This is a genomic window from Egicoccus sp. AB-alg6-2, assembly GCF_041821025.1.
GTDB lineage: Bacteria > Actinomycetota > Nitriliruptoria > Nitriliruptorales > Nitriliruptoraceae > Egicoccus.
In genome coordinates this window covers 366498-390190 of the sequence record NZ_JBGUAY010000001.1, presented here as the reverse complement: position 1 = coordinate 390190, position 23693 = coordinate 366498, and the positions used below count along the sequence as shown (strand labels likewise).

Here is a 23693-nt window from a genome sequence, read left to right as displayed (position 1 = left end):
GTCGTGGGCCCTCGGCGGCCTGCGCCGCCGAGCCCCACCCGACGCCCGGCCCAGGTGTCGGTGACACGGCGGTTGGGGGGGTCGCGCGTGATCGCGACGCCACGTCGTTACGCTTCCGGGCCGGCCGCCGGACACGGAGGTGGCGCGATGGTGACGGCTTCCGCAGTCGCCGCTGCCATCCTCGCGATCCTGCACGCCATGGCCGGACGCGTCCACGGTCTGCGCGTGGTGCCACGCAGCTGGCTGCTGTCGGCCGGATCGGGCGTCTCCGCGGCCTACGTCTTCGTCCACCTCCTGCCCGAACTCGCGCACGTGCAACGTCACCTGCTCGAGACGACGGCCGTGCAACGCGTGCCCTATCTGGCCAGCCACGCCTGGCTCGTGGCGCTCGCGGGACTCGCCGTCTTCTATGGCCTCGAGCTCAGCGCACGTCGGTCCCGGGCGGACCGCTCGGCAGCTTCCGAGGGTCGTGCACGCGGCGTCGCGCCGCCGGCCGACCGTCGCGTCGGCTGGACCCACCTCGCCAGCTACACGGCGTACAACGCGGTCATCGGCTACCTGTTGGTCGAGCGAGCGGAGCTCTCGCTCGCCGCCCTGGCCGCCTTCGCGTTCGCCATGGGCGTGCACTTCGTCGTCAACGACCACGGACTGCGGGAGCACCATGCCGACCTGTACGACCGCGTCGGGCGGTGGCTGGTCGCGTTCGGCGTCCTGGCCGGCTGGGCGGTCGGCGTGGCCACCACCGTTTCCGAGGCGACCCTCGGGCTGTTGCTGGCCTTCCTCGGCGGCGGCGTGATCATGAACGTGCTCAAGGAGGAGCTGCCCGCCGACCGCCGCGCCCGCTGGACCCCGTTCGTCCTCGGCGCCGCGGCCTACGCCGCCCTCCTGCTGGCGCTGTGACCCGCTCGTCGCTGACGCGAACGGGGAGCGGAGATGGCACCTGTCCGCCGAGAGCCCTCGCCCCAACCTGGACCCCGACGTCGGCTGCTCAGCTGGGCCGGCTCGACAGCGCGTGCTCGATCTGGCCGGCAGTCCGCAGCAGCGCCGGGGCGAACCGTTGCTGCAGGTCCTGCTTGGTGGTTCGGCTGACGTGGGTGCTGAGGTTGATGGCGGCAACCGGGCGGCCGGTCGCGTCTCTCACGGGTGCCGCGACGGAGCGCACGCCGATCTCCAGTTCCTGGTCGACCAGCGCATACCCCAGGCGGCGAACCGCACGCAACCGCTGCCGCAAGCTGTCGAGGTCCGCAACGGTCCTCGAGGTGGGTTGCTGCTTGTCGCTGACGTCCCAGAGCCGCTCGACCTCGTCGTCGGGGAGCCACGCGAGCAAGGCCCGTCCGAGGGAGGTGCGGTAGGCGGGGAAACGCGTACCCAAGCCGATCGAGACGGTCATGACCCGCTTGGCCGGCACACGCGCGACATAGACCACCTCGGCGCCGTCCAACACGCCCACCGAGGCCGCCTCGTGCAACTGTTCGCTCAGCTGCTCCAGGTAGGGCTGAGCGAGCTGTGGGACGCCGAACGACGAGACATACGCGTAGCCGAGGTCGAGGACCCGTGGCGTCAGCGTGAACAGGTCGCCGACCCGCCGGACGTATCCGAGTTCCTCCAGTGTCAGCAGGAAGCGTCGCGCCGTCGCGCGGTTGAGGTCCGTGGCACGCGCGACGTCGGCCAACGTCTGCAGTGACGTGTCGGCCGTGAAGCTGCGGATCACCCGCAACCCTCGTTCGAACGCACGGACCGAGTCCGTCATCGTTTGACAGCTACCGGGACCCTTGCTTGCATGGGTTCGTCCTGTGAACACTCGTTCGCTGTACGAACACACGTTAGCAACCACGGCCCGCCGCCGACAAGGTGATCGCGGACGGGTAGACGGAGACCCACCGTGAATGACGCCCGCAGCGAACGCGGCATGCGTGTTCGTCGCGAGGTGCTCGGCGACGAACACGTCGACCGTGCGATCGCGAGCACCACGTCGCTCGACGCGCCGTTCCAGGACTACATCACCGGCGCCGCCTGGTCGGACGTGTGGGGCCGTGACGGGCTCGACCTCGCAACCCGCAGCCTGGTGACGGTGGCGTTGTTGGCGGCGCTCGGCCACGAGCGCGAACTCGAGATGCATCTGCGTGCGACCCGCAACACCGGAGCGACACCCGAGCAGATCACCGAGACCCTGCTCCACGTGGCGCTCTACGGCGGGGTCCCGGCCGCCAACACCGCCTTCGCGGCGCTCAAACGCGTGTTCGGAGATGAACCCGAGGGCAGGGAGGGAACATCGTGACCATCGAGGGCGCCCCGTCCCCGGCCTCCGGCGGATACCGTCGCCGCGACAGGAGTGCCTATCCGCCGTACGACCATCCGGCGTACAAGTCCACCGGCGCGCGGCATCCGAAACAGGCGCTCGTGCCGCTCGGACACACCCTGTCGGAGGTGACCGGCCCCGGTCCAGCTCTCGCCGAGGTGATGCCGGAGGACGCCGATCTCACCACCAATGCGGGGACCGGCAGCGAGGCGATGGGCGAGCGCATCATCGTGACCGGGCAGGTGCTGGACGAGGACGGCACACCACAGCCCAACACCCTCGTCGAGGTCTGGCAGTGCAACGCGGCCGGCCGCTACGTCCACGAGGGAGATCAACACCCGGCCCCATTGGATCCCAACTTCATCGGCCGCGGCCGCAGCGTCACCGACGAGGACGGTTCCTACCGCTTCCTCACCATCAAGCCGGGCGCCTATCCGTGGCGCAACCACCCGAACGCGTGGCGGCCGGCCCACATCCATTTCTCGCTGTTCGGCCCGGCGTTGGTGACACGGCTGATCACCCAGATGTACTTCCCCGGTGACCCACTGCACGAGCTCGACCCGATCATGGGGTCGATCCCGCGGGAGCATTGGCACCGCCTGATCGGCGTCTACGACCACGGCATCACCCAGGAGGAGTGGGCCCTCGGGTACCGGTTCGACATCGTGCTCCGCGGGCCCGATGCGACGCCCTTCGAGGCGGGCGGCGCAGGGGCATTGGCGTGACGGGACGCGAGCAGATGCCGGCGCTACGACCTCAGACCCCTTCCCAGACGGTGGGGCCGTTCTTCCACTACGCCCTCACCGAGGAGCCGGTCGACCGCCTGGACCCGGACGGGCAGGCAGGCGAGCCCATCGTGGTCCTCGGAACCATCCGTGACGGCGTCGGCGATCTCGTCGCCGACGCCATGGTCGAGGTCTGGCAGGCGGACGGCGGCGGCCGCTACCGCCACCCCGCCGACGGGCGGGCGGCTGACGTCCCCAGTGCCTTCATCGGGTTCGGACGTGTCGCGACGTCGAGGGACACCGGCGAATTCCGGATCACGACCGTCATGCCCGGCACGGTCCCAGGTCGAGATGGTTCCGTCCAGGCCCCCCACCTCAACCTGCAGTTGTTCGCCCGTGGACTGCTCGACCACCTGCATACCAGGATCTACTTCGACGGGGTCGCCGCCAACGAGAACGATCCGGTACTCGCCAGCGTCCCTGCCGAACGGCGGCACACCCTGATCGCCCACCGGGACGGCGACGAGGACGGCCTGCCCCGCTACCGCTTCGACGTCGTCCTCCAGGGCGAGGACGAAACCGTGTTCTTCGACGCCTGAGGACCTGCCGTGGCCGAGATCGTCTCCCTCCACGACGCCATCGCCGAACACGTGGGCGATGGTGCCACCGTGGCGATGGAGGGGTTCACGCACCTGATCCCGTTCGCCGCCGCTCAGGAGATCATCCGTCAGGGCCGGCAGGCCCTGACGCTGATCCGCATGACGCCGGACCTGATCTACGACCAGCTCATCGGCGCCGGCTGCGCCGACAAACTGGTGTTCTCCTGGGGAGGCAACCCCGGTGTCGGTTCCCTGCACCGGCTGCGCGACGCGGTCGAGCAAAGCTGGCCACAGCCGCTTCAGCTCGAGGAGCACAGCCATGCCGCGATGGCTGCGGCCTTCCACGCCGGAGCCGCAGGGCTGCCGTTCGCGACCTTGCGGGGCTACGCCCGATCCGACCTGCGGAGGGTCAATCCCAACATCCGCAGCGTCGTCTGCCCGTTCACCGGCGAGGAGTTGGCGGCCGTTCCCGCCCTCCGTCCCGACGTCGGCATCGTGCACGCCCAACGCGCCGACCGTGTCGGCAACGTGCTGGTCGAGGGGATCGTCGGTGTGCAGAAGGAGACGGTCCTCGCGTCGACCCGCTCGATCGTCACCGTCGAGGAGATCGTGGACGACCTTGCTGCGCCCAGCCCGAACTCGGTGATCATCCCGGCCTGGGCCATCGACGCGGTGGCGGTGGCGCCGGGCGGCGCCGCGCCGTCGTACGCTCACGGCTACTACGGGCGCGACAATGCCTTCTACCGGGCTTGGGATGCGATCTCGCGAGACCGCGAAGAGTTCCGGGCGTGGCTCCACGAGCACGTCCTCGAGCCGCAGACGACCGGAGCCGACTCGTGAACGTCGCCACCGACCGGGCGGGCAACGGCGCCGTGCCACACACCGCCGACGAGCTGATGACCATCGCGGCGAGCCGGGCGCTTCGGAACGACGACGTGTGCTTCGTCGGTATCGGCGCACCCTCGGCCGCCTGCAACCTCGCCCGGCTCACGCACGCCCCCGACATCGTGCTCATCTACGAGTCCGGCACCCTGCAGACCCGCCCGGACGTGCTGCCCCTGTCGATCGGCGACGGCGAGCTGTGCGACACCGCCCTGACCACGGTGCCCGTCGTCGAGATGTTCCAGTACTGGCTCCAGGGCGGCCGCATCTCGAAGGGCTTCCTCGGTGGCGCGCAGATCGACCGCTTCGCCAACATCAACACCACGGTCATCGGTGACTACGCGCAGCCGAAGGTGCGGCTTCCAGGCGGAGGTGGAGCGCCCGAGATCGCCGGCTCGTGTGGTGAGGTCCTGATCACGGCCAAACACAACGCACGCACCTTCGTCGACACGGTGGACTTCATCACGTCGCTCGGGCACGGCGGGGGGCCCGGCGACCGGGCGGCGGCCGGGCTGTCGACGGCCGGACCGGTACTCGTGGTGACCGACCTCTGCCTGCTCGAGCCGGACCCCGAGACCCGAGAGCTCGTCGTGACCTCCCTGCACGAGGGCGTGACACGTGAGCAGGTCGCCGAGGCGACCGGCTGGCCCATCCGGTTCGCGACCCGACTCGCGACGACGCCGCCCCCGACGGCCGAGGAACTGCACGTCCTGCGCGATCTCCAGGAGCGCACCGAGCGGGCCCACGCACGTGCGTGAGACGGGATGGTCGGACGGGCTCCTCGAGGCCGGTTTCGGTGACACGGAGATGGCGGCGGTCGTGGGCTGGCCGGCGCGCATCGCCAGGATGGTCGAGGTGGAGGCGGCCATCGGTCGCGCGCTGGCCCGCTGCGGCCTGGTCCCGTTGGCGGCGGCCGACGCCATCGACGACGCGTGCGCCGTGGGCCGGGTGGATCTGGTCGATCTCGCCGAGCAGGCGTCGCGCGCCGCGACCCCGGTCATCCCCCTGGTCGCCGCGCTGACGCAGGGAGCCGACGAGCTGGCAGCCGCCTGGCTCCACCACGGCGCGACGAGCCAGGACATCGTCGACACGGCCGTGGTCCTCCAGCTTCGCGATGCACTCGACCTGCTCGACCACCGCCTGGAAGATGCGGCCAAGACCTGTGCCGCGCTGGCCGACGCACACCGGCAGTCCGTGATGGCCGGACGCACGTTGGGACAGCAGGCCGTGCCGATCACCTTCGGGCTCCGCGCAGCACGCTGGCTGCGTGCCCTCGACCGTCGCCGCGAGCAGCTCGCCTGGATGCGGTCGCGCGTGCTCGTGGTGCAGCTCGGCGGCGCCGCGGGCACGGCCGCCGTCTACGGTGAACACGCCCACGACGTCGTCGAGGCACTCGCTGACGCACTCGCACTGGCCGCACCCGACCTGCCGTGGCACGCCGAGCGCGACCGCATCGCCGAACTCGCCGGCGCCCTGGCCACCACCGCTGGCGCCATCGAAGGCATCGCGACGGATCTCGTGCTGCTGGCCCAGACCGAGATCGGGGAGCTTCGCGAGGGTGCGGGCAACGGTCCCGGCTCGTCCGCGATGCCGCACAAGCGCAACCCGACACACGCCACCGCGGCCCGCGCGGCCGCCCGGCTCGCCCGCGGCGAGTGCCAGGTGCTGATGGAGGCGGCCGGCGCGAACGAGTACGAACGGGCCGCCGGCGCCTGGCAGGCGGAATGGGCCGCGCTTCCCTCGGCGCTGGTCCGGCTCGGCGGTGCCGTGTCCCGTTTGGCGCATGCCCTGGAAGGCCTCGAGGTCGACACCGATCGCATGCGCGCCAACCTGGGCGCACACGGGGGGCTGACCGGCTCGGAGGCCCTGGCGACGGCCCTGGCCGCAGCGCTCGGACGGCCGGCTGCACAGGCCCTGACCACCGAGGTCGCCGCGGCCGCCGCCGCGGCCGGGCATCCCCTGCTGGAGGCCGCGACGGCCGACCCGCGCGTCACCCAGCACCTGGATCCAGACCGGCTCGCGCACGTCCTCGACCCCGCCGCCGCAACGGCATCCGCGGTCGCCGGCGTGGAGCGTGCACTGGCAGCGCATGCCCGAACCCGGCAGGAGCTGGGGCGGTGAGCCACGAGGAAGTGGTCCAGACCGACGACGGCGTGCGCCTGCGCACCTGGACGGACGGCGACCCGGATGCGCCACCACTGCTGCTGATCAACTCGCTCGGGACCGATTTGTCGATGTGGGACGCCCAGGTGCCGGGTTGGTCGCCGTCGCATCGCTTGCTGCGCTACGACCAGCGCGGACACGGGACGTCGTCCGTCCCCGACGGCCCCTACACGGTGGCACGGTTGGGCCGCGACGCGCTGACGGTGCTGGACCACCACGGGGTCGAACGTGCCGACGTGTGCGGGATCTCCCTCGGCGGTCTGGTCGCCCTGTGGCTCGCCGCCCACGTCCCCGAGCGCGTCCGCCGCGTCGTCCTCGCCGACACGGCGGCCAAGGTGGGGACCGAAGACGCCTGGCGCGCCCGCGCCGCCACGGTCCGCGAGCAGGGCATGGACGCCGTCGTCGATCTGGTTCTCGGTCGCTTCTTCAGTCCGACCTTCCGGGCCGGCCGCGCACCCGCGCTCGCTCGCGTGGAGCAGGGACTGCGCCGGGCGGCGCCCGAGGGTTATGCCGCCAGTTGCGAGGCGTTGGCGACCGCCGACCTGCTGGCAGAAGCCGCCGCCGTACGCGCCCCCTGCCTGGTCGTCGTCGGAACCGCCGACGAGGCCACCCCGCCGGCCGACGCCCAGGCGCTGCACGCCGCGTTACCGCACGCCGGCTATGCCGAATTGCCAGGGGCGGGCCACCTCGCCAACCTGGAGCAGCCGGAGCCGTTCGAGCGACTCGTCGCCGACTTCCTCACCCGACCCGACCTGGAGCAGGGCCATGCGTGACGCCGTCATCTGTGAGCCGGTGCGGACCCCCGTCGGCCGCTTCGGTGGTGTGCTGCGCGACGTCTCCGCCCAGTCGTTGGCCGCCACCGTCATCGGGGAGCTCCTCGACCGCACCGGGCTCGACCCCGAGTCCATCGACGACGTGATCCTCGGGCACGGCTACCCGAGTGGCGAGGCCCCGGCCATCGGGCGTGTCGCGGCGCTCGACGCCGGCCTGCCGGTCGACGTGCCCGGACTGCAGCTCGACCGGCGCTGCGGGTCGGGTCTGCAGGCCATCGCCGACGCCGCCATGCGGATCCAGACCGGTGTCTGCGACGTCGTCGTCGCCGGCGGCGCCGAGAGCATGAGCCAGGTCGAGTTCTACACCGACGCGATCCGTTGGGGCGTGACGGCTGGAGGCGTCGAGCTCGCCGACCGTCTGGCGCGGGCACGCGTCACGGCAGGGGGCAGGCACCACCCGGTTCCCGGCGGCATGCTCGAGACAGCAGAGAACCTGCGTCGGCACCGTGCCATCACCCGCGAACGACAGGACGAACTGGCATTGCGATCGCACCAACGTGCCGTCGCAGCCCAGCAGGCAGGGCGTTTCGAAGCCGAGATCGTTCCGGTGGAGGTCCCGCAACGCAAGGGTGACGCGGTCGTGGTCGAGACCGACGAACACCCGCGTGCCGACACGAGCCTCGAGGCGCTGCAGAAGCTGCGTCCGGTGATGGGGCGCCAGGATCCTGACGCGACGGTGACGGCGGGCAACTCGTCGGGGCAGAACGACGGTGCCGCCGTCTGCGTCGTCACCACCGTCGAGCGCGCCGAACAGCTCGGCCTACGCCCGCTCGCCCGCCTGGTCACCTGGGCCGTTGCCGGTGTACCACCGCAGACCATGGGCATCGGTCCGGTGCCGGCCACGGCATCCGTGCTCGGGCGGGCCGGCGTGGCGATGGGCGAGTTGGACCTGATCGAGCTCAACGAAGCCTTCGCAGCGCAGGTTCTTGCCGTCACCGACGAGTGGGGCCTCGATCCGCTCACCGACGAGCGGTTCAACCCCAACGGCTCCGGGATCTCGTTGGGCCACCCCGTCGGCGCCACCGGCGCCCGGATCCTGGCGACGATGCTGAGGGAGCTCGATCGTCGCGAGGGTCGCTACGCCCTCGAGACGATGTGCATCGGCGGCGGCCAGGGCATGGCCGCCCTCTTCGAACGCGTCCCCTGACCGCGAGGACGGAGATCCGCCGAAACGTCAGACGTCCCCGAACCACCAGTGGAAGCAACGGCCCCCCGATGGATTCACATTCGCGTGACCGGGGCGGTTCCCGGCGTCACACGTCCCGACGGGTCGTGATCCGCCACGCCAGCAGCAGCGGCGCGACGATCCAGGCGGCCAGGCACCCGGTCAGCAGCCGAAGCGCCCCGGCGTCCCCGAACCGGTCGGCGAGGTACGCGCCGAACGTGCCGAGCGACGTGCCGTCGCCCAGGACCATCACCGCCAGCACCCGCGCAGCCTCCAGGGGATTGAGCAGGACCGCGGCCAGCAGGCCGGCCGGTCCGAACTGCAGCCCGGGAGCGGCTCCGGCCAGCAACAGGTCCATGCCGAGGGCGAGGAACAGCCACAGCGACGCCGCGGCCGCCGTCGCCTGGTGATGGGTGCTGGTCGCCGCGGACAGCAGCACACCCAGAGCGACGGCCGTCGCCGTCGCGGCCAGGCTGACGGCGAGGACGCCGCCGAGGGCCACCAGGTCCGCCGCCGTCATCACCCCCGCGATGACGACCGTCGCGACACCGAGCCCGAGTGCGACGACCGCCCAGCTGGCCAGCACGGCCCCGGCGAACGCCGCCAGTGGGAGCGCTCCCCGACGCAGCGGCTGGGTCGCGAGCAGCGCCAGCATTCCCCGCTCCCGGTCGCGGGCGAGGCTGCCGGCGCCCAGCAGCAGCCCGATCAGCGGCGGCAACAGGAGGGCGAGGTGGACGAGCGCGTCGGTCGCCGCGCCGGCGCCTGCCAACCCGAGCGCGGACAGCGAGCGCAGCCCGGCCAGGGCGACGGCCGCCGCGGCGAGCGCGAACAGCCCCCCGCCGATGGCGACCCAGCGGGTCCGCGCCGCCCCGCGTACTTCGAAGGCGGCGAGGCGGAGAACAGAAGCACCTGCGATGCTCATCGGACGATCTCCTGGAGTTGTCGCTCGATCCGTCCCTGGGACAACCGCACCTGCCGGTCGGGAAGACCGGCGAGGTCGCCCGGGGACGGTGCGGCGACGACGACGCTCGCGCCCGCGTCACGCACGGTGCGCAGCAGCGCACCGAGCAGTGCGCGGCCGTCGTCGTCGAGGTTGGCGGCCGGCTCGTCGAGCAGCAGCAGTCGCGGCTGCCCGAGCAGTGCGACCGCGAAGGCGAGGCGCTGGCGCTGTCCACCCGAGAGGGTGCCCAGCGGCCGGTCCATGGGCGGCAGGAACCCGTCCGGCAGCGGGAACGCCGCGACCGCTTCGCCGCGCAGCCCCGCGAACAGGGCGAGGACCTCGTCGCCCGTGGCCCATGCCGGCAGGCCGACCGACTGGGGCAGGTAGCCGACGGCACGGCGGCTGGCGGGATCCGCCGTCAGCGGACGACCGTCCACCTCGATGTCGCCACGGGCTCTTGCGAGGCCGGCGACGCACCGCAACAGGGTCGTCTTCCCGCTGCCGTTGTTGCCGGTGAGCAGGACGATGCTGCCCGGCTCCACGTCGAGGTCGACGTGGTCGAGGACGGTGTACGCGCCGAACCGCTTGGTCAGGCCGCGGACACGCAGGCGGGGAGGTTCAGGCGAGGGCGACACGGGTACGGCTCCTACGCAGGGAACGGCGTCGGTGACGCCAGGACAGGCCGACGGTGGGCAGCACGAGCACGAACGCCACGGCCAGCCCGGCACCGGGGTGCAGGGGACGTTCGTCGGAGACGGGCAGCGGCGGTGACAGCGGCACCGTCAGCGGCGCGGGGTCGACCACGACCGGTTGGCGGCTTCCCCACCGCTCCTCGATCGCCCGCAGCAGACGCAGCCCAGGACCGTCGGCGATCGCGGCGAGTTCGGGATGGCGCAGCAGCAACCGGTCCACGACGCCACCCTCGGTGTGGGGCACGGCGCCCTTGCCGTCGCCGCGGTCGTAGCCGCGGTAGGAGCTCCAGTAGTTGCCCCAGCCACGCGACGCCCACTCGAGCCGAGGCAGCTTGGTCGCGGCCACCTGGACGGCGTTGTCGGCGAAGCTGTTGGCGCCGAAGGTGGCACGTGCCGAGGGCAGGGCGTGCACGCCGACCGAGTTGCGAGCCACCGTGTTCGCCATGAAGAGGTTCTCGGCGGTCTCGTTGGGCCCGTCGAGGTGCAGGCCGACCCGGTTGTCGACCAGCAGGTTCTGGGTTGCCTCGACGCCCACGACGTCCTTGAGCAGGACGCCGAAGCCGGTGGAGGCGCTGGTGCTGCCCTCGACGTGGTTGCGCAGCAGCAGCAGGTCGCCCCCGTACATCAGCACCAGCCCGGACAGGTTGTCGACGAAGTGGTTCTGGACCACCGACATCTCGCGGGCGAACATCGTGTGCAGGGCGTAGCGGCTGTGCTGCACGTGGTTGCCGTCGATCAGCGCCCCGGCGCCGAACGAGACGTACACCCCGTCGCGCACGTGCACGACGTGGTTGCCGCGGACGACGATGTGGTCGACGTCGTGCAACCAGATGCCGTCGCCGCGGCCGGGACCGCTGCTCGCGGCGTCCATCACGTGCGTGCCGTGCTCCGCGGGGGTGGCGTGTCTCGCGTGGGCTTCGTGCCCCGAGTGAGCATCGCGCTCCGCGTGGGTGGCATGTCCGGCGTGGCCTTCGGCGCCCGCGTGACCCTCGTCCTCGTCCGTCGCGACCGCGTGGTCCTCGTCGACGATCCGGGCGGCGGCACGACCGTGGACGTGGTTGTCGAGCAACTTGACGGCGGCGGCGGTGTCGACGGCGATTCCGACGTAGTTGTGGAGCAGGACCGCACCCTCGACGGTGATGTCGTCCGCCTCGATGCGGATGCCGGCGGGGTCGCCGGTCGGTCCGGGCCCCGAGCCGCGGACGACCACGCCCCGGATCACGGTGCCGGGGGCCCGCACGGTGATGACGCTGCCATCGCCGTTGCCCTCGATGATCGGCAGACCTTCGCCCTCGATGACGACGGGCCGGTCGATGACCACCGGGCCGCGGTAGGTGCCGGCGGGCAGACGCACGACCTCACCCGGCTGGGCCGCGGCCAGGACGTCGGCCAGGTCGCCCGCGGGCGGGTGCTCGACGATGCTGGGCATCGCCGCGTGGTGCTCGGGGCCGATCGTCGGACCGAGCGTCCCGTCCGGGTCCACGTGCCCGTGGTGGCCGTCGACCTCGTCACCGGCCGCTGGCTCCGACGTCGTGTGCCCGTGATGGCCGTGGTGCGCGTCGTGGTCGGCGGCGAGTGCTGCCGGTGCGGCCAGCGCGAGCGCCGACGTGGCGATCGCGACGACGACCGTCGCGGCACGTGGCGACCTCCGGCGAGGGGCCAGCAGACGTGGACCGAAGGTGACGAGCCCGGCGGCGGCCACGATCGCGAGCAGGCCCGTGCCGGGCCATGACCAGGTCTCGAAGTTCCACACCGTCGTCCTGCCGACCACCCGCGGGGTGAACGGGTCGAGCCGGAACGCGGCTCCCGGCGTGATGTCGTGGCCGAACTGGTGCAGCCGGAACTGGATCACGGCCAGCACGCCGACCGGCAGCAGCCACAGGTAGGCGGCGGCGAGCCGGCCGGGCAGGCGCGGGCGGAGCCGGAGTGCCACCACCACGGACAGCAGGGCCACCCCGAGCGCCACCGGCCACAGGCGCATCTCGGGAACCATCGACGGGTCGTACATCCCGAGACCGACGTAGTGGTTGAGGATGTTGACCTCGTCGATGTCCCCGGCCATGTGGTGGCCGTAGGCGATCGTCGTCAGGCCGCCCGGGTACTGCGGCGCGTACAGCCGGGTCTGCCAGACCGGCAGGAACCACCCCGCGGCGACGAGCAGGGTCGCGAGCGCGCCGACCCCGGCGAGGGCGCCGCGGCGCCCTCGCCCGGTCTCGATTCCGTCACGCGGTTCGTCGGGTGAACCGTTGGACGACGTGTTCGGCATCGGAGCCCCCGTTCGGGGTGGTGGGATCGGGGCATCGGCCGTCATTCGACGGTCAACGTGCCTTCCATGCCGCCGGCGCGGTGTCCGGGGATGGAGCAGTAGAAGGTGTAGGTCCCGGCCGGCACCGAGACGGTCTCGGTGGTCGTCTCGCCCGCAGCGGCGAAGACCAGCTCACGGTCGTCGAGCTCCTCGACGACGATGTCGTGCTCGACCACGCCGGTGTTCTTCAGCGTGAGCTCGGTGTCCGCGTCCGCCGGGAGCGAGAAGTCGCCCGGCTCGAAGGCGAACTCGTTGGCGGTGATGGTCACGCCGGCCTCCGCGGCGGCTTCGGCCGTGGCGCCGGCGGGCTGTGGCTCCGATCCGCCGCCGCAGGCCGTCACGCCGATCGCGGCCGCCAACAGGATCGAGGCGGTGAGGGTGGTACGCATGAGGGTTGCTCCTTGGTGATTTCGGGGTCAGGGCGTGCCCTGGTACGCCGGGAGGCGGCGCGGGCCGACCTCCCGGCGTGCCAGGTGGATCAGGCGGGCTCGACCAGCAGCCAGCCCTGCATCTCGAGGTGCAGCGCCGAGCAGAACTCGGTGCAGTAGAAGCCGAAGCTGCCGGTGCGGGAGGCCTCGAACTCCATCGTGACCGTCTCACCCGGGTCCAGGCTGGCCTGGATGTTGTAGGCCGGGATGGCGAACCCGTGGGTGATGTCGGGGGCCTCCTCGACCGAGGTCAGGTGCACCACGACCTTCTGCCCCTCCTTGGCCCGGATCACGTCGGGGACGAAGTGGCTGCGCTTCGCGGTCGCGTAGACGTGCAGCTCCCCGTCCACCTCCTCGATCCGTTCCTCGCCCGCCGCGACGGCGTGCTCGGACCGTTCCATCGTCAGCAGGTCGGTACCGGCTGGGTAGGTGGTCCAGACGCTGTCCTTGATGCGCTCCCGGGACATGATCTGCGCGTAGTGGGGCTCGCCGAAGCCGACCGGCATGTCCTTGAGCAGCTTGGGCTTCTCGCCGTCGACGCCGATCAGCTGGAAGTTCTGCGGATGCAGGGTCCCGACCGGCTGGTGGCGGTCGACGGACAGCTTGTTGAGCGAGACGAGCCAGTTGCCGTGCGGCTCGGAGGTGTCGCCGTGCGCCATGGCGAGGTGGCCGACGCTGTAGTGCACGTCGATCTTGTCCACCAGCGTCCACGGCTCCTCGCCGCCGGCCGGGGCGTCGAGCGCCCACTTCGCGATCGCCGACTCGACGAACAGGCTCGTGTAGGCGTAGCCGTTGCCGTCGAACTGGGTGTGCAGCGGACCGCCGCCGAGCTCGACCTGCGCCTCGACGACCGCGTCGAAGTCCAGGATCGGGACCCCGTAGACGTCGGTGCCGACGAAGTCCTCGCTGGCGATGGCGTCCTGGATCTTCTCGAACGAGTACACGATCGCACTCGGGTCGAGCTTGCCGGAGACGCTGATGTACTCGCCGCCGGGCTGCACGTCGACGCCGTGCGGGTTGCGCGGCTCGGGGGCGAAGTAGAGCAGCCCCTCCTCGATGGCCGTGTCGAGTGGAATGACGCGCATGCCGTTGTGCTCGACGTACTTGCCGTCGGCCACGACCTCGGCGGCCTTGTGCCAGTTGATGATGTGGAGGTAGTCGTGGTCGCTCGCGATCGCACCGGTCTCCAACGGAGCGTCACCCTCGAGGGTCCCGCCCGTCGCCATCTCGATGTTGTAGGAGTTCAGGAACGCCCACCCGTCGCTGGCGCCCTTGCCGACGTCGGCCAGGTCCTGGTTGTAGGGCGGCAGCTCGATCTGGAAGCCGCCGTCGAGCTCCATCCGGCCCGTCTCCTGGTTCACGGGGACCCAGGTCGACATGCCACGGAACGCTTCCTGGTAGTCGGCGAGGTCGGCGTAGCCGCTCTCGCTCCACACCGGCGTCGGCGTCTTGGCGGAGATGTGGACGTACTCGGTGTCCGGCGTGGTGAACACCCCGCCGTGCGAGCTCTGCAGGTTGGGCAGGTCGAGGATCTGCTTGGTCTTGAAGTCGCGCAGGTCGACCATGGCGATGCGCCCGTTGGCGCGGTCGTTGATGTACAGCCACCGGCCGTCGTAGTCACCGTCGGTCTCGGACAGGGCGGGGTGGTGGGCGTCGCCCCAGCGCAGCGCTTCGTTCTTGTTCGGGTCGCTGCCCTGCTCGAGGATCTGTTCGCCCCAGTCGGCCCCGTAGCCGTAGCCGGCCCACGAGTCCGGCGTGAACACCGGAATGGTCTTGAGCAGTTGCATCGACGGAATGCCGACGACGTGCACCTGCCCCGAATGCCCGCCGGAGGCGAACATCAGGTAGTCGTCGTGCTCGCCCGGCGCGACGAACGTCGACAGGGCGGCCTCGGCCTGTTCGCCCGTCAACCCGCGCGCCGCCGATGCGGCGGCCAACGTGCCGCCGATCGAGGTGTCGGAGCCGAGCCGGGTACCGACCGCCCCCAGTGCGAGCCCCGCGACGAGCGTGCCGGCCAGGGCGAGGTACGGAAGTCCTTTTGTCTTCATCGTTTCTCCGCTTCCCGACCCGCATGCCGAGCCGGCGATCGACGGAGCCGCCCACCAAACGTTTAGCGAGCCACTCCTGGTTTGCGGAGTGTGCGGGACGCGCGTGACGCATCGAAGGGCCGAAAGTCCCGGGTACTCGGGCCCCGGCTCGGGACCCCCTCCAGAAACATTAGTGCTACGGTCATGATTTATGGAGCTGACCTTGGGCCGCCGCGCCGACTACGCCATCCGCGCCACGCTGGCGCTCGCGCGTGCGCCGGAACGTCGGCACAAGACCAGGGAACTCGCGACGGCGATGAGCATCCCGGGCGGCTATCTGCCCCAGATCATGGCCCAACTGGTGCGCAGTCGGATCGTCACCTCGGTCGCGGGCCCGCGGGGTGGCTACGCATTGGCGCGCGCCGCATCGGCCATCTCGATGCTTGACGTGATCGAGGCCACCGAGGGCGACCCGACCGCGGGCGAGTGTGTGATGCGCGGTGGTCCGTGCCGGTGGGACGACGTGTGCGCCGTGCACGTGTCGTGGACCCGCGCGCAGCAGGCGCTGCTGCTGCAGCTGTCGACGACGTCCTTCGCGGCCCTCGCCCTGCTCGACGCCGACCTCGACGCGGGGACGTTCGTGCTCCCGCCGGATCTCGCACGCCTGCGCCCGACACCCGAGCCGACCACCGGCACCAGCAGCGACGAGGTCCCTTGACGCCGCGCGACCAGCGACGGTCGGGCGGCCCTACGGGGTTCCCGAAGGGGAAGGCCCCCGCCGGAGCGGGGGCCTTCCCACGATGAAGGTGCCAGACGTTTCAGCGCCTCACTCGGGCGTGACGTCCGAAGCCTGCGGGCCCTTCTGCCCCTGCGTGACCTCGAAGCTGACCCTCTGGCCGTCGTCGAGGGACTTGTAGCCCTGCGAGTTGATCGCCGAGAAGTGGACGAAGAGGTCTTCGCCCCCGTCGTCGGGCTGGATGAAACCAAAGCCCTTGTCGGCGTTGAACCACTTGACAGTGCCCTGCGGCATGCGATGTTCCGTTCTGAAAGGCCGTGCCGCGACTTCGCGTCGCAGCTCATGACGGCCCGGTGGTGGTGGCCCGCGGTTGCCCGCGAACCGATATTGACGCCGACAACGCTACCCGTTCGGCGGCGATCAGGCGACCGGAAACCTTGTCCGCTCGCGCTCCTTCTCCGGTTGCCGGTCCGCCTCGGCCCGCGTGGTGCCCAGGCGGTGGTGACGCCGGCACAACACCTCGTAGGCGACCGTGGGCACGTCGCCGGTCTCGAGCGAGGCCTGTGGAAGGTCCCCGACGACCACCTGCTCGCCCTGCCGCTGGATCGCACCACCGACCGTGCGGGCGTTGTGGGTCCCGCGCTCGCCGCACCAGCACCGGGCCTCGACCTGCAGTTCCTGCCGACGGTCGGCGAGCTCGAGCAGCCGCCGCGACCCGGGGAACAGGTGCGTGGCGAAGTCGGTGAGCAGCCCGAACGCCTGCACGTCGATCTCGAGCTCGTCGACCAACCAGGCCAGCTGTTCGATCTGCTCCGGCGAATAGAACTGGGTCTCGTCGCAGATGAGCACGTCGACGGCCTCGCCCCCGGACGTCACCGAGCGGACGTACGCGGCGATGTCGAGGTGGTCGCCGACCACGATCGCGTCCTGGGCGAGACCGATCCGGGAGCTGATCCGTCCGCCACCACGGTCGTGCTTGGTGAACAGCAGGCAGTGCTTGCCGGCCATGACGGCGTTGTGGTGGATCTGCAGTGCCAGCGTGGACTTGCCACAGTTCATGGTGCCGTAGAAGTAGGTCAGCTCGGCCACGTGTTCGGTCTCCGGCGGGGCGAGGTGGTGCGGCAGACCGGTTCTACCGCACCACCTGGACACACTGGGACACCCCGGCCACGGCCGCGGCGCCGACGTGCGCTTGCCGGCCCCGGCTCAGCCCTCGAGGCTGGCGTCCAGGACGATCTCGGCCGAGCCGCCGGTGTAGAGCTTGCTGATCGGGCAGCCCGCCTTCGCCTTCTCGGCCGCAGCCGTGAACGCGTCGGCGTCGATGCCGGGGACCTTGCCGACGACACGCAGCTCGATACGGGTGACCGTGGGGGCACCGTCGACGCGGTCGAGTTCCACGACCGCCTCGGTCCGTACCGACTCGGCCTCGTTGCCGTCCTGGGCCAGGACGTTGGCGAGGAACATCGCGTAACACGACGCGATCGCGGCGCCCGCCAGCTCCTCGGGGTTGGTGCCGCCCTCCCCGGACTCGAACCGGCTGACGAAGGTGTAGGGGCCCTCGAAGCGCCCGCTACCGAGCGCGACGTCGCCGCTGCCGGCCTTCAGGTCGCCCTGCCATTCGGCGTGTGCGGTACGGGTGGTCGCCATGGATCACTCCTGGTCGTCGGTGGTCACAACGCTTGCTCAGTGGGTGATGTCCTCGCTGTCGCCGGGCTGTCCGAAGAACGGGACCCGCTCGAAGGACAGGTCGTACTTCTCGATCGCCTTGGTCAGCACGGCCGTATCGAGCTTGCCGAGCTTCACCAGCTCGGCGAGCACGCAGTAGGCGATCGAGGGCGCGTCGATGCGGTGGAACTTGCGCAGCGCCTCGCGGGTGTCGGACCGCCCGAAGCCATCGGTGCCGAGCACCGCGAACGGTCCCGGGATCCAGTCCGCGATCTGGAACGGGGTGGCACGCATCCAGTCGGAGACCGCGACGTAGGGCCCCTCGGTGTCCTCGAGGATGCGCGTGACCAGCGGCACCCGGGGTTCGGACTCGGGGTTGGTGCGGTTCCAGGACTCGACGGCAACCCCGTCGCGCAGCAGCCGGTTCCAGCCCGGCGCGGACCACACGTCGGCGCGCACGTCCCAGTCGTCGGCCAGCATCTGCTGCGCCTTCAACGCCTCGTTGGTGATCGTCCCGGACGCGAGCACATGGGCGGTGTGCTCGCCCTTCTCGCCCTCCTTGAAGCGGTAGAGCCCGTCGATGACCTGCTGCTCGTCGACGTGTTCGGGCATCGCGGGCTGCACGACCGGCTCGTTGTAGACGGTCAGGTAGTAGACGACGTCCTCGCCGGGGGTCCCGTCGCCGCCGACCTGCTGGTCGCCGTACATCCGCCGCAGGCCGTCTTCGACCAGCACCGCGAGCTCGTAGGCGAACGACGGATCGTAGGCCTCGATCGCCGGGTTGGACTGCGCCATCAGCAGCGAGTGCCGGTCCTGGTGCTGCAGCCCCTCGCCGTTGAGCGTGGTGCCACCCGCCGTGGCGCCGATCAGGAAGCCGCGCGCCCGCTGGTCGCTGGCGGACCAGATCGAGTCCGCGGTGCGCTGGAACCCGAACATCGAGTAGAAGATGTAGAGCGGGATCATCGGTTCGCCGTGGGTGGCGTAGCTCGTACCCGCGGCGTGGAAGGTGCCCACCGAGCCGGCCTCGGTGATGCCCTCGTGGATGATCTGGCCGTCCTTGGCCTGCTTGTAGGTCAGCAGCAGGTCCCGGTCGACGGGCTCGTAGGTCTGGCCGAGCCGGTCGTAGATCTTGGCGGTCGGGAACCACGAGTCCATGCCGAACGTGCGGGCCTCGTCGGGAATGATCGGCACGATGCGCTTGCCGATGTTCTTGTCGCGCAGGAGGTCCTTGAAGACGCGCACGAGGGCCATCGTCGTGGCGACCTCCTGCTTGCCCGAGCCCTCCTTGAGCGCCTGGTAGGCGTCACGGCCGGGCAGTTGGGGCACCTGGAACTGGACGCGCCGCTGCGGCACGAAGCCGCCGAGCTTGGCGCGCCGTTCCTTGAGGTAGGTGATCTCCTCGGAGTCCTCGCCCGGGTGCGAGTAGGGGGGCAGGTCGCCTTCGAGTTCGTCGTCGGAGACGTCGAGCCCGAGCCGGTCGCGGAACGACTTGAGCGCCTCGGACGACAGCTTCTTCATCTGGTGGACCGCGTTGCGGGCCTCGAAGTCGGGCCCGAGCGTCCAGCCCTTGATGGTCTGCGCCAGGATGACGGTGGGCGCGCCGGAGGTCTCGGTCGCGGCCTTGAAGGCGGCGAACACCTTGCGGTAGTCGTGGCCGCCGCGGGAGAGCTTGGTCAGCTGGTCGTCGTCGAGGTGCTCGACCAGCTTGCGCAGCCGCGGGTCGGTGCCGAAGAAGTCGTCGCGGATGTAGTCGCCGGGCTTGGCGGTGTAGGTCTGGAACTGCCCGTCGGGAACCTCGTTCATGCGGTTGACGAGCACGCCGTCGACGTCGCGGGCGAGCAGGTCGTCCCAGTCGCGGCCCCAGACGACCTTGATGACGTTCCAGCCCGCACCGCGGAAGACGCCCTCGAGCTCCTGGATGATCTTGCCGTTGCCGCGGACCGGCCCGTCGAGTTGCTGCAGGTTGCAGTTGATGACGAAGGTGAGATTGTCGAGCGCCTCTCGGCTGGCCACGGCCAGCGCGCCGAGCGTCTCGGGCTCGGCCGTCTCGCCGTCGCCGCCGAAGAACCACACCCGCTGGTCCGAGGTGTCCTTGAACCCGCGGTGTTCGAGGTAGCGGTTGAACCGGGCCTGGTAGATCGCGTTGAGCGGGCCGAGGCCCATCGACACCGTGGGGAACTCCCAGAAGTCGGGCATCAGGCGCGGATGGGGGTAGCTCGAGAGTCCCCCGGGCTCGACCTCCTGGCGGAACCGGTCGAGGCGCGCCTCGTCGATGCGCCCCTCGAGGTAGGCACGGGCGTAGATGCCGGGCGAGGCGTGGCCCTGGAAGAACACCTGGTCACCGCCGCCGGGGTGGTCCTTGCCGCGGAAGAAGTGGTTGAACCCGACCTCGTACAGCGACGCCGCGGACGCGTAGGAGCCGATGTGGCCCCCGGTGCCGCGTTCGACGTTGGTGCGGTGGACCATCACCGCGGCGTTCCACCGGATGTGGTGGCGGATGCGGCGCTCGATCGCCTCGTCGCCGGGGAACCGCGGCTCGCGCTCCGGCGGGATGGTGTTGAGGTAGTCGGTCGTCGTCAACGACGGGATGCCGATGTTGCGTTGCCGTGCCCGCTCCAGCACCTTCAGCAACAGGAAGCGGCCGCGCGCCTTGCCGTGGGCCTCGACGACCGCGTCGAAGGACTCGAGCCACTCGGTGGTCTCGGTCTCGTCGATGTCGGGGTACTGGGCCGGCAGGCCGTCGGTGATGATCGGGCTGGAGGCGAACTGCTGCTGCTCGCGCATCTCGGACACGACGTGTGCTCCCGCGAAAGAGGGTCGGGCGCGCGCTGGGATTCGTCCGCCGGGTCGCGAGATCGTGCTGCGACGAGGAACCGGGTGCCGGCGGGGAACCCGACGCTGACGTCGACACGGTAATGGCTCCCACCACCTCCTGCCCCCACCGGCCCGGCCGGGCCGCGGTGACCAGCCTTGTGGACGCCTGTCCAGGTGCGGGCCCGACACGGTTGGCGACGCGAAGGGATCACCTCCCGGCGGGTAGGGTTCGCACGTCTCGGTCCTGCTGAACTCGATAGAGTCGGCAGGTGCTCCGACGAACGTTCGTGACGATCGTGGCCCTGCTCGCGTTGAGCGGGGCCTGCGCCAACCTGCAGGAACGCGTCGACGACGTGCGTACGGGCGCGCAGGATCTCACCGATCGCGCCCGGTTCTGCCTCAGCGTCGCGCGCGCCGCCAGCGCCCTCGAGAGCGACAACTTCACGACGGCGGCCGACGCCGCCCAGGAGGCGTTGGCACAGGCGCCCGAGGAACTGCGGGGCGACGCGCGCAAGGTGGCCGATGCGGCGCAGGCCGTCCGCGACGGCGACCACAGCGCCCTGCAGGACCCCGCGGTCGTGGCCGCCGCCGAGCGGTTGCGCGACGACACCCGGGCCATGTGCGACCCGACGGACTGACGTCGCCCCTCCGCCCGCGGTCCGCGCCCTCCACGGCTGAGCCGACGGCCGGTGGGAGTAGGCTCCCGCGTCAGCGCTACACGGCGGAAGCACGCCGGGAAGGCGACACGATGGTCAACGCGCAGTTCAAGCCGGTCGCTCCCGACCAGCGGGCCCGTGATCTCGCGAAGGAGATGGCCGCGATCGAGAAGGACGTGGCCGGACCCGAACGGGCCGGCCGCCTCGCGACGTTGGTCCGGGCCGCCCACCACGAACGCCAGCTCAACCTCGCCATGCATGCGGCCACCATGTGCCTCGAGGAGGATCCCGACGCGCCGGCCCTGCTCATCGAGGCCTACGCCACCGACGAGGATCCCGAGGAGCGGCTGCGGACGCTCGGCGACCTGCGCGACCTCGCACGCTACGTCGACCGGCCCGACCTCGTCGCGTTCGCCGACCGCCAACTCAAGGCCGAGGCATTCGACTGGGTCCGCGCCGGCGAGGGGCACGAACGTCGCCACCGCCTGCGCACGGTGCAGTCGGCCACGAGCCGGGTCGTCGCCGACCAGATCCGCGACGAGCTCATGTTCCTGTCGTGACGACGTCCGCGACGGGAGCCGACCGTCTGCCGGTCGACTTCGACGACGTCGAACGCGCCGCCGGACGGTTGGCCGGTGTGGCCCACCGCACGCCGGTCCTGCGGTCGTCGACCCTCGACGCCGCCTGTCAGGCCCAGGTCTTCCTGAAGTCGGAGCACCTCCAACGGGTCGGCGCGTTCAAGTTCCGCGGCGCCTACAACGCGCTCGCGGCGCTGGATCCGCAGGTCCGTTCGCGCGGCGTGGTGGCCTTCTCGTCGGGCAACCACGCGCAGGCCGTCGCCCTCGCCGCCCGGCTGCTGGGCGTCCACGCCACGATCGTGATGCCGCTGGACGCGCCGCCCGTGAAGATGGCCGCCACCCGCGGCTATGGGGCCGAGGTCGTGACCTACGACCGCTACACCGAGGACCGCCGCGCCATCGGTCAGTCGATCGCCGACGAACGCGGCGCGACCGTGATCCCGCCCTACGACCACCCCGACGTCATCGCGGGACAGGCGACCGCGGCGCTCGAACTGCTCGACGAGGTCCCCGACCTCGACGCGGTGATCGCGCCCGTCGGCGGCGGCGGACTGCTGGCGGGCACCGCCGTGGCGGTCCGCACCCGACGCCCGTCGGCCACGATCGTGGGCGTCGAGCCGGCGGGACGCCGCGCCGCGCGCGACGCCCTGGCCCGGGGCGAGGTGGTGCAGGTCGCGGTGCCCCGCACGCTGCTCGACGGCCAACAGACCCCCGAGATCGGCACGCGCAACCTGGCGCTGTTCCAGGCCCACGTCGATCGCGTCGAAGGGGTCGAGGACGCCGACGCGCTCGCCGCCGTCCGCCTGCTGGCGACTCGCCTCAAGCAGGTCGTCGAGCCCTCGGGCGCGAGCGCACTCGGGGCGTTGCTCGCCGGTGGTCTCCCCGACCTGCGTGGCGCCCGCGTCGGTGTGCTGCTCTCGGGCGGCAACGTCGCGCCCGCCGTCCTGGCCGCCGCGCTGAACGCGGCGGACTGACCGCCGGCTACGCCGGCTGGGGCCCGAGCTCCTGCAGCAACGAGCGCACCTCGTCGGCCTTGTACCGACGGTGCCCACCCAGCGTCCGCTGCGGCGACAGCTTGCCCGCCGAGGCCCAACGGGTGACGGTCTTCGGATCGACCCCGAACAGCCGCGCCACCTCCCCTGGTGTCAACCAGGCGTCCTGTTGCACGGCGCCCTCGAGCTCCACCTTGCCGTCCTTCCCCACCCCGTCGGATCCGTCAGTCGCGCGAAACGCTAGTAGGCCACGCCGGCGCATGCGCCACGGGCCGTGGTATCCGGTCAGCTCGCGTGCTGTTTGGCGCGCCGGTGCGTCCATCGCGAGCGCGCGACGCCGTAGTAGGCCGCCGCACCGAGCAGGTCACCGGCGCCGAGGGCGTCGAGGGCCTGCCACAGCTCGGCGCATGTCCTGTCGGCCTGCAACTCCTCGCGAGAAAGCAGTCGGGCGACGGCGCCGTAGTCGAGCTCCAACAGCGACGCGGGATCGAACGCGTCGAGCCAGGCCGCCACGCCGGCCAGCGCCGCGAGGACGTCCTCGCCGTCCTCGACGGTGGCCTCGACCAGCTCGATGGCGCGTTCGAGGCGATCGGCGGCCTGGTCGCAGGTGGTCAGGTACCCCAGCCGCGGGCCGGCACCTTCCGGTGGGTCGACATACCGGCGCTCCTCGGGCGCGAAGCACACGAACCAGTGCAGGGGAACGGCCCACGGCTCGTCGAGGATGTGGGGCACCCGACCGGAGGTCGACAGGTCCTCGAGCCGGGCGAGCGCCCGCTGGTCGGGTACGAACGCGTCGATCAGGCCGACCGGGACCGTGCGCCGGAACGAGGCCATCGCCATCGCGGCCCGAAGGTCGAGCTGGAGCGGGCAGAGCAACGTCCGGTCACCGGCGCGGCGAACCAGCGCGGCGTCCTCGCCGAGGGGTCCGTCGCGTCCGGGCCCGGCGCGTCCCTTCAGCAACCGTGCCGCGGTCGCGCCGGCCTCCGCGTCGGCCAGCTCGTGCCGATTGAGGCCTCGTCCGGCCTCGACATAGGCGGCCCAGCGTTCGCGCTCGCGGGGCGGGAACGCCTCGAGCGGGGTGAACACCCGCAGTTGTGCGACCGGGACCATGCGCCGAACGTAGCCGACCACCTCCACGCGGCGACGGCACCCGGCGTTAGGCTGGAACCGGACCTCCACGCGCGACCCGCGAGG

The 23693-nt window shown here is 71.2% G+C and carries 25 protein-coding genes; 13 read left to right on the top strand and 12 right to left on the bottom strand.

The genetic code is table 11. The features are described 5' to 3' along the window. Positions 1-147 precede the first annotated feature (147 nt). Positions 148-900 carry a hypothetical protein gene (locus ACERMF_RS01900; protein ID WP_373667319.1) on the top strand — a complete coding sequence of 251 codons (753 nt, stop codon included), beginning with the start codon at positions 148-150 and terminating at the stop codon, positions 898-900. Positions 901-988: 88 nt separating this feature from the next. On the opposite strand, the gene ACERMF_RS01895 is transcribed toward ACERMF_RS01900, so the two are convergent. Beyond that, entirely contained in the window at positions 989-1750 is a 762-nt protein-coding gene (locus ACERMF_RS01895; RefSeq protein WP_373667318.1) for an IclR family transcriptional regulator C-terminal domain-containing protein, read from the bottom strand. A gap of 132 nt (positions 1751-1882) precedes the next feature. Here ACERMF_RS01895 and pcaC point away from each other — a divergent pair, with 132 nt between their 5' ends. From pcaC to ACERMF_RS01855, 8 genes are read left to right on the top strand one after another with little or no spacing between them, the layout of a single operon-like run. Beyond that, a complete protein-coding gene (pcaC, locus tag ACERMF_RS01890) occupies positions 1883-2278 on the top strand; it encodes a 4-carboxymuconolactone decarboxylase (protein ID WP_373667317.1) in 396 nt (131 codons plus the stop codon). Between the two features lie 2 nt (positions 2279-2280). Then, on the top strand, positions 2281-3024 hold the full coding sequence (pcaH, locus tag ACERMF_RS01885; RefSeq protein ID WP_373667451.1) for a protocatechuate 3,4-dioxygenase subunit beta: 744 nt from the start codon (positions 2281-2283) through the stop codon (positions 3022-3024). Positions 3025-3038: 14 nt separating this feature from the next. Further along, a complete protein-coding gene (gene pcaG / locus ACERMF_RS01880; protein ID WP_373667450.1) occupies positions 3039-3623 on the top strand; it encodes a protocatechuate 3,4-dioxygenase subunit alpha in 585 nt (194 codons plus the stop codon). Between the two features lie 9 nt (positions 3624-3632). Continuing rightward, entirely contained in the window at positions 3633-4463 is an 831-nt protein-coding gene (locus tag ACERMF_RS01875) for a CoA transferase subunit A (protein WP_373667316.1), read from the top strand. Positions 4464-4519: 56 nt separating this feature from the next. Beyond that, positions 4520-5263 (top strand): CoA-transferase subunit beta, encoded by a 744-nt coding sequence (locus ACERMF_RS01870; protein ID WP_373667449.1) that lies wholly within the window; start codon positions 4520-4522, stop codon positions 5261-5263. Beyond that, entirely contained in the window at positions 5256-6626 is a 1371-nt protein-coding gene (locus tag ACERMF_RS01865; RefSeq protein ID WP_373667315.1) for a lyase family protein, read from the top strand. The genes ACERMF_RS01870 and ACERMF_RS01865 overlap by 8 nt, the downstream gene beginning before the upstream one ends. Next, entirely contained in the window at positions 6623-7441 is an 819-nt protein-coding gene (gene pcaD / locus ACERMF_RS01860) for a 3-oxoadipate enol-lactonase (protein ID WP_373667314.1), read from the top strand. Before ACERMF_RS01865 ends, pcaD begins: the two co-directional genes overlap by 4 nt. Then, entirely contained in the window at positions 7434-8648 is a 1215-nt protein-coding gene (locus ACERMF_RS01855; protein WP_373667313.1) for an acetyl-CoA C-acetyltransferase, read from the top strand. Before pcaD ends, ACERMF_RS01855 begins: the two co-directional genes overlap by 8 nt. Positions 8649-8754: 106 nt before the next feature. Here ACERMF_RS01855 and ACERMF_RS01850 read toward each other — a convergent pair whose 3' ends face one another. The 5 genes from ACERMF_RS01850 to nosZ all read right to left on the bottom strand — a co-directional run bounded on the left by ACERMF_RS01850 (position 8755) and on the right by nosZ (position 15079). Then, positions 8755-9588 (bottom strand): ABC transporter permease subunit, encoded by an 834-nt coding sequence (locus ACERMF_RS01850; protein ID WP_373667312.1) that lies wholly within the window; start codon positions 9586-9588, stop codon positions 8755-8757. Further along, positions 9585-10241 carry an ATP-binding cassette domain-containing protein gene (locus ACERMF_RS01845; RefSeq protein WP_373667311.1) on the bottom strand — a complete coding sequence of 219 codons (657 nt, stop codon included), beginning with the start codon at positions 10239-10241 and terminating at the stop codon, positions 9585-9587. The genes ACERMF_RS01850 and ACERMF_RS01845 overlap by 4 nt, the downstream gene beginning before the upstream one ends. Continuing rightward, a complete protein-coding gene (locus ACERMF_RS01840) occupies positions 10225-12564 on the bottom strand; it encodes a NosD domain-containing protein (protein WP_373667310.1) in 2340 nt (779 codons plus the stop codon). Before ACERMF_RS01840 ends, ACERMF_RS01845 begins: the two co-directional genes overlap by 17 nt. Positions 12565-12605: 41 nt before the next feature. Then, a complete protein-coding gene (locus ACERMF_RS01835) occupies positions 12606-12992 on the bottom strand; it encodes a cupredoxin domain-containing protein (RefSeq protein ID WP_373667309.1) in 387 nt (128 codons plus the stop codon). A gap of 89 nt (positions 12993-13081) precedes the next feature. Continuing rightward, positions 13082-15079, bottom strand: coding sequence for a Sec-dependent nitrous-oxide reductase (gene nosZ / locus ACERMF_RS01830; RefSeq protein WP_373667308.1), 1998 nt, complete (start codon positions 15077-15079; stop codon positions 13082-13084). 190 nt (positions 15080-15269) lie between these two features. Here nosZ and ACERMF_RS01825 point away from each other — a divergent pair, with 190 nt between their 5' ends. Beyond that, positions 15270-15776, top strand: a complete 507-nt coding sequence (locus ACERMF_RS01825; RefSeq protein WP_373667307.1) for an Rrf2 family transcriptional regulator — start codon at positions 15270-15272, stop codon at positions 15774-15776. Positions 15777-15884: 108 nt separating this feature from the next. Here the strand turns inward: ACERMF_RS01825 and ACERMF_RS01820 are convergent, their stop codons facing one another. The 4 genes from ACERMF_RS01820 to aceE form a co-directional block, all read right to left on the bottom strand. Further along, positions 15885-16088 (bottom strand): cold-shock protein, encoded by a 204-nt coding sequence (locus tag ACERMF_RS01820; protein ID WP_373667306.1) that lies wholly within the window; start codon positions 16086-16088, stop codon positions 15885-15887. A 126-nt stretch (positions 16089-16214) separates the two neighbouring features. Beyond that, positions 16215-16883, bottom strand: a complete 669-nt coding sequence (locus ACERMF_RS01815) for a thymidine kinase (protein ID WP_373667305.1) — start codon at positions 16881-16883, stop codon at positions 16215-16217. Positions 16884-17000: 117 nt separating this feature from the next. Next, the gene (locus ACERMF_RS01810) at positions 17001-17441 is read right to left on the bottom strand and encodes an OsmC family peroxiredoxin (RefSeq protein WP_373667304.1); all 441 of its coding nucleotides are present in this window, start codon (positions 17439-17441) and stop codon (positions 17001-17003) included. Between the two features lie 36 nt (positions 17442-17477). Further along, entirely contained in the window at positions 17478-20243 is a 2766-nt protein-coding gene (aceE, locus tag ACERMF_RS01805) for a pyruvate dehydrogenase (acetyl-transferring), homodimeric type (protein WP_373667448.1), read from the bottom strand. Between the two features lie 317 nt (positions 20244-20560). Here aceE and ACERMF_RS01800 point away from each other — a divergent pair, with 317 nt between their 5' ends. The 3 genes from ACERMF_RS01800 to ACERMF_RS01790 all read left to right on the top strand — a co-directional run bounded on the left by ACERMF_RS01800 (position 20561) and on the right by ACERMF_RS01790 (position 22481). After that, entirely contained in the window at positions 20561-20911 is a 351-nt protein-coding gene (locus ACERMF_RS01800; protein WP_373667303.1) for a hypothetical protein, read from the top strand. Positions 20912-21021: 110 nt separating this feature from the next. Then, positions 21022-21489: a hypothetical protein gene (locus tag ACERMF_RS01795; RefSeq protein WP_373667302.1), complete on the top strand. Its 468-nt coding sequence runs from the start codon at positions 21022-21024 to the stop codon at positions 21487-21489. Beyond that, positions 21486-22481 (top strand): pyridoxal-phosphate dependent enzyme, encoded by a 996-nt coding sequence (locus ACERMF_RS01790; protein WP_373667301.1) that lies wholly within the window; start codon positions 21486-21488, stop codon positions 22479-22481. The genes ACERMF_RS01795 and ACERMF_RS01790 overlap by 4 nt, the downstream gene beginning before the upstream one ends. Positions 22482-22488: 7 nt before the next feature. Here the strand turns inward: ACERMF_RS01790 and ACERMF_RS01785 are convergent, their stop codons facing one another. Together ACERMF_RS01785 and ACERMF_RS01780 are read right to left on the bottom strand one after the other, a co-directional pair. After that, positions 22489-22692: a BldC family transcriptional regulator gene (locus ACERMF_RS01785; protein ID WP_373667300.1), complete on the bottom strand. Its 204-nt coding sequence runs from the start codon at positions 22690-22692 to the stop codon at positions 22489-22491. 92 nt (positions 22693-22784) lie between these two features. Further along, positions 22785-23609: a hypothetical protein gene (locus ACERMF_RS01780; protein ID WP_373667299.1), complete on the bottom strand. Its 825-nt coding sequence runs from the start codon at positions 23607-23609 to the stop codon at positions 22785-22787. Positions 23610-23693: the final 84 nt, after the last annotated feature.